At 66.5% G+C, this 4,695-nt stretch carries 6 protein-coding genes; 1 reads left to right on the top strand and 5 read right to left on the bottom strand.

The window, feature by feature from the left end:
- On the bottom strand, window positions 1-1,203 hold a 1,203-nt coding region (locus tag QOC69_RS36355; RefSeq protein WP_526447735.1), incomplete at its 3' end, for an alkyl/aryl-sulfatase.
- A gap of 95 nt (window positions 1,204-1,298) precedes the next feature.
- Between QOC69_RS36355 and QOC69_RS36350 the strand changes: the two genes are divergently transcribed.
- Window positions 1,299-2,603 (top strand): amino acid permease, encoded by a 1,305-nt coding sequence (locus QOC69_RS36350; protein ID WP_526447733.1) that lies wholly within the window; start codon window positions 1,299-1,301, stop codon window positions 2,601-2,603.
- On the opposite strand, the gene QOC69_RS36345 is transcribed toward QOC69_RS36350, so the two are convergent.
- From QOC69_RS36345 to QOC69_RS36330, 4 genes are read right to left on the bottom strand one after another with little or no spacing between them, the layout of a single operon-like run.
- Entirely contained in the window at window positions 2,600-3,100 is a 501-nt protein-coding gene (locus QOC69_RS36345) for an LppP/LprE family lipoprotein (RefSeq protein WP_526447731.1), read from the bottom strand. The two genes, QOC69_RS36350 and QOC69_RS36345, sit on opposite strands and share 4 nt — an antisense overlap.
- A gap of 44 nt (window positions 3,101-3,144) precedes the next feature.
- Window positions 3,145-3,558: an MmcQ/YjbR family DNA-binding protein gene (locus tag QOC69_RS36340; RefSeq protein WP_526447729.1), complete on the bottom strand. Its 414-nt coding sequence runs from the start codon at window positions 3,556-3,558 to the stop codon at window positions 3,145-3,147.
- A complete protein-coding gene (locus QOC69_RS36335; RefSeq protein ID WP_526447727.1) occupies window positions 3,551-4,042 on the bottom strand; it encodes a metallophosphoesterase family protein in 492 nt (163 codons plus the stop codon). Before QOC69_RS36335 ends, QOC69_RS36340 begins: the two co-directional genes overlap by 8 nt.
- Window positions 4,042-4,428, bottom strand: coding sequence for a nuclear transport factor 2 family protein (locus QOC69_RS36330; protein ID WP_526447725.1), 387 nt, complete (start codon window positions 4,426-4,428; stop codon window positions 4,042-4,044). The genes QOC69_RS36335 and QOC69_RS36330 overlap by 1 nt, the downstream gene beginning before the upstream one ends.
- Window positions 4,429-4,695: the final 267 nt, after the last annotated feature.

Here is a 4,695-nt window from a genome sequence, read left to right as displayed (position 1 = left end):
CCAACCCATGTAGCGCTGGTAGACCGCCTTGACGTTGTGGTTGACCGACCCGTAGTAGCCGTGGGTGTGCCACGCCCGGTGCAGCGCGGGTGGCATCTGGAAGTCCTCGGCGATCTCGATCCCGGTGCGGCCCTGGTTGAGCTGCCGCAACGTCTGGTCGTGCAGGTAGGCGTACATGTCCCGTTGCAGGGAAAGGAATTCGACGATCCGGTCCTCACCCCAGGTCGGCCAATGGTGCGACGCGAACACCACGTCGGCTCGATCGGCGAACGTGTCGATGGCCTCGGTCAGGTAGCCCGACCAGCCGTGCGGGTCACGCACCAACGCCCCGCGCAGGGTCAACAGGTTGTGCAGGTTGTGGGTGGCGTTCTCCGCCATGCACAACGCGCGGAACTTGGGAAAGTAGAAGTGCATCTCGGCGGGAGCCTCGGTGCCGGGCGCCATCTGAAACTCGATATCGACACCGTCGATGGTGTGGATCTCGCCGGTCTCGTGAATGTCGAGCGTCGGGACGATCAGGGCGATCTCGCCGGTGGACGTGTTCTGGCCCAGACCGCAGCCCACCTGCCCCTGGGGTCCTCGCGCCAGCACGGTGCCGTACATGTAGCCCGCGCGCCGGGTCATCGCCGTCCCGGCATACACGTTCTCCTGCACGGCGTGCTCGGTGAACCCCTCGGGCGCGAGCACCACGACCTTGCCCGCATCGACGTCGGCCTGGTTGGTCACGCCCAACACGCCGCCGAAGTGGTCGACGTGGCTGTGGGTGTAAACAACCGCGCTCACCGCTCGATTTCCCCGGTGGGCGCGGTACAGCGCGAGCGCTGCCGCTGCGGTCTCGGTGGAGATCAACGGGTCGATGACGATGACGCCGGTGTCACCCTCGATGAAGCTGATGTTGGACAGGTCGCGGCCCCGGTCCTGTTCGATCCCTGCGACCTCCTCGTAGAGGCCCTGTTTGGCGGCCAGGGTGGACTGCCGCCACAGGCTGGGGTGCACGGAGGTGGGCGCCTCTCCGGACAGGAACGCGTAGACGTCGTTGTCCCACACCACTCTTCCGTCGGCGGCCTTGACGACGCACGGCTCCAGTGCCGCGATGAAGCCGCGGTCGGCATCGGCGAAGTCCCTGGTGTCGTCGAAGGGCAGCCCCGTCAGATGGTCGGCGTGCGCGGCTTCGATGACGGGGGTGGGCGGTTTCTGATCCATGCCGCCGACATTGCCATCCGGACCACACCGACGGACCCGATCGACACGATATTCATCCGAACGTCAATCGGGTGGCCTGATGGTTGACTGTGCGCATGAGTGCAACGCCTGGCACCGGTTCGATTTCCACCGCCAGTGCGACCGCGATCGGCGTCGGCGGGATGATGGGCGCCGGGCTCTACACCCTGCTGGGCCTGGCTTCGACGACCGCCGGGGTGTGGCTGCCGGTGGCATTCCTGGTCGGCGGGGTGGTGACGGTCTTCAGCGTCTACTCCTACGCAAAGCTCGGCGCGAAGTATCCGAGCCGTGGCGGCGCCGCGCAGTTCCTCATCCAATGCTTCGGCGACGGCGTTATCGCGGGCGGCCTCAACGTCTTTCAGTTCCTCGGCTGGATCATCGCGATGGCGCTGTACTGCGCCGGCTTCGCGGGTTACGCCCGGGCACTGTTGCCGTGGGAGACGCCCGCCTGGTCGGGCAAGCTGATCGGCATCGGGTTGATCGTGGTAGTGGTATTGATCAACATGGTGGGCTCCAAGTTGGTGGGGCGTTCCGAATCGATCGTCGTCACCATCGAATTGGCGATCCTGGCGGTGTTCGCGGTATTCGGTCTGATGAAGGCGGATCCCGGCCGGCTGGCCGAGAATGGCGACCATCACTGGCTCGGCGTCCTGTTCGCCGCGGGTCTGCTCTACGTGACCTACGAGGGCTTCGGCGTGGTGACCAACTCCGCAGGCGACATGCGAGATCCGGCCAAGGAGTTGCCGCGCGCGATGTTCTCGGCGCTGGCGATCGTCGTCATCGTCTACGTCGTGATCAGCACGATCGTCGTGATGACCCTGAGCCTGCCGTCGCTGGACGCGAACCAGGGGCACGTGCTGTCGGAGGCCGGGCTCGCAACGATGGGTCATGTCGGCTTCGTCGTGATCGCCGTCGCGGCGCTGCTGGCCACTGCGTCCGGAGTCAACGCCACCATGTACGGGGACGCCAACCTGGCCTTCATGGTCGCGAAATCAGGTGAACTGCCAAGTGATTTCACCCGTGGCGTGTGGCGTGGCGGCACCGTCGGCATGCTCGTCGCCGCGGCGTTGACGGCGCTGTTCGTGTTGTTCTTCCCGCTGTCTGCCGTGGGTTCGATGGCCAGCCTCGCGTTCCTGATCGTGTATGGCACGGTGAGTTTCGGGCATCTGCGGGTGCACCGCGAGACTGGCGCGAAGCCGTGGCTGCTAGTGGTGGCGGTGGTGCTGAACGCCATGCTGTTCCTGCTGCTGCTCGGCTACACCATCCACACCGGGCCTGCCAGCACGTGGATCACCCTGTTGGCGGTCCTGGCGCTGAGCTTCGTGTTCGAGATCGTCTACCGCACGCGCACGGGCCGATCACTGAAGGTGGATGTGAGCTAGCTTCCCGGACTCGGCGGCGGATCGAGCATCTCGACCCGCTCGCCCTGCCACTGGTAGTGCACGGTGTAGATCGGGCCGGGACAAGCCGTGCACGCGTTGCGGCCGTCCTTGTAATCGAGCACGACGGTGTCGTCGGCGGTTTCGTCCTTGTTCAGCGACGTGAACGGATACGGCACCGGGGTCGCGGTCCCGACGTATTCGCCGTTGTGGAAGATCAGCGCGTGGTCGGGTGAGCTGCCCGTCGCGCCCTGGATCGTGACGAGGGCAGTCGAGAGCGTCGCGCACGGGTCGAAGTTGCCGCCGTATGCGTTCGGGTCCCATAGGGCGTCGATGCCGCGGATCGGCGGAGGCAGGGAGCGCACCGCCAGCCCGATCTGCGGCGCCGTGAGATTGACGCCGCACTGCGATCCCGGGGGCGCGGCGCCGGCCGTGGGCGATGAGCCGAGGGCGGTGGACGCAGCCAGAACTGCGAGGCTCGTCGTCACGGCGCGCAGCACGCGGACGAGGGTACCCGCCGGCCGCCATGGGTAAACACCCGTTGTCATGGCGTCCGGCTGGCCAGCCACTGCTCGCCGCGACGCTTCGACGCCCGTGACAGCCACGCATCCTGGATCAGCTCCCTGAGCTCGGTCGTGTCGATCTCACCGAGTCGGCTGCCACGCACCAGGACCGACGGGTGATCATCGAAGCGGGGTGTGGTGAAGAACGGCGAACCGGGATCCTGCACCAGTGCCAGCTTGTCTCGCTCGGACTCGACCCAGATCATCACGACGTCCGGATACTTCTCCCCGGTCTCGGGATCCCGCGCGTCGGGCTGCGGGGTACGGAAGAACACGAAGGACTTGCCACCGACCTGGTAGACCGGGTTGCCCTTCGGCCCCTCCACGCGCGTGACGTGTGGCATCGCGGCGGCGATGCGGTGCACGTCGGCGACCACGGCGGGGCGGTCAGACACGATGCAGCGTCACGTCGGAGAGCACGGCATCGGACACCGTCGCGGTCATGTAGGTGCAGAACGGCTGGCGCCTGCGGTCGGTCGGTGAGCCCGGGTTGAGCAGGCGAAGACCGGTTTCCGCGGTGGTGTCCCACGGGATGTGGCTGTGCCCGAACACCAGCACGTCGGTATCGAGGTAGACCCGCGCCATCCGCGCGTCGCGCCCGCCCGAGGCCCCGGTCTCGTGCACGACCGTGAACCGCACCCCGCCCAGAATCACGTCGGCCCGTTCGGGCAACCGGCGGCGCAACTCGTCGCCGTCGTTGTTGCCCCAGCAGCCGACCAGCCGCTCCGCGCGCTCCTCGAGTTCGTCGAGCAGCGACGGTTCCACCCAGTCGCCTGCGTGCAGCACCACGTCGGCGCGCGCCACCTCGTCCCACACCACGGCGGGCATGTCACGCGCCCGCCTGGGCACGTGGGTGTCGGCGATGAGCAGGAGGCGCATCAGGCCTGCTGCAGCAACTCGGCCATCTTCGGCATGATCGCCTGCAGGCCCTTGAACGGCCGCACCATCACCTTGAACGAGACGATGCGGTCGTCGTCGTTCCAGTCGATCATGTCCACCCCGTTGACGGAGATGCCGTCGACCGTCGCGGCGAACTCCAGCACGGCGGACCGCTCGCCGAACCACTGACCGACATACTGAAAGTCCGTGCCCGAGAACAACTTCTCAGCGGCCCGCAGGTACATCGCGGTCTTGACCTTCCCCTCCTGCGGGGTGAACACCGCGGGCGAGTAGAACACGACGTTGTCGGCCAGCAGGTCGTCGAGCTCGTCGGGACGGTGGTTGTCGATGATGTCGATCCAACGCTGGATCACCGGTGGGGTCATGGGTTCATTCAACCCGCGGGTCGGCCGGTCGACAACGGAGGGTGCGATCCGCAACCGAGCCATCCCCCAGGCCGCGCCGGGAGCGCTGCGACTTCGGCTGGTGGGACTGTCCTAGTGTCCTGAGTTGCGGACCGCCTGGTTTTGATGCTCCTATCTATGTCAAGCCGCTTCGAGCCAGTTTCTGTAGGTTTCTGCGAATTCGTCGTCGCGTTGGAGTCCGCGTTCGATGCGGGAGATGACGGTGGGCCAGAGGCCGAAATGGTTGGC

Origin of the sequence: Mycobacterium sp. (assembly GCF_032162105.1) — a bacterium.
Lineage (GTDB): Bacteria > Actinomycetota > Actinomycetes > Mycobacteriales > Mycobacteriaceae > Mycobacterium.
Note: the sequence above shows the minus strand (reverse complement) of the source record. Positions and strands in the feature narration are given on the sequence as shown.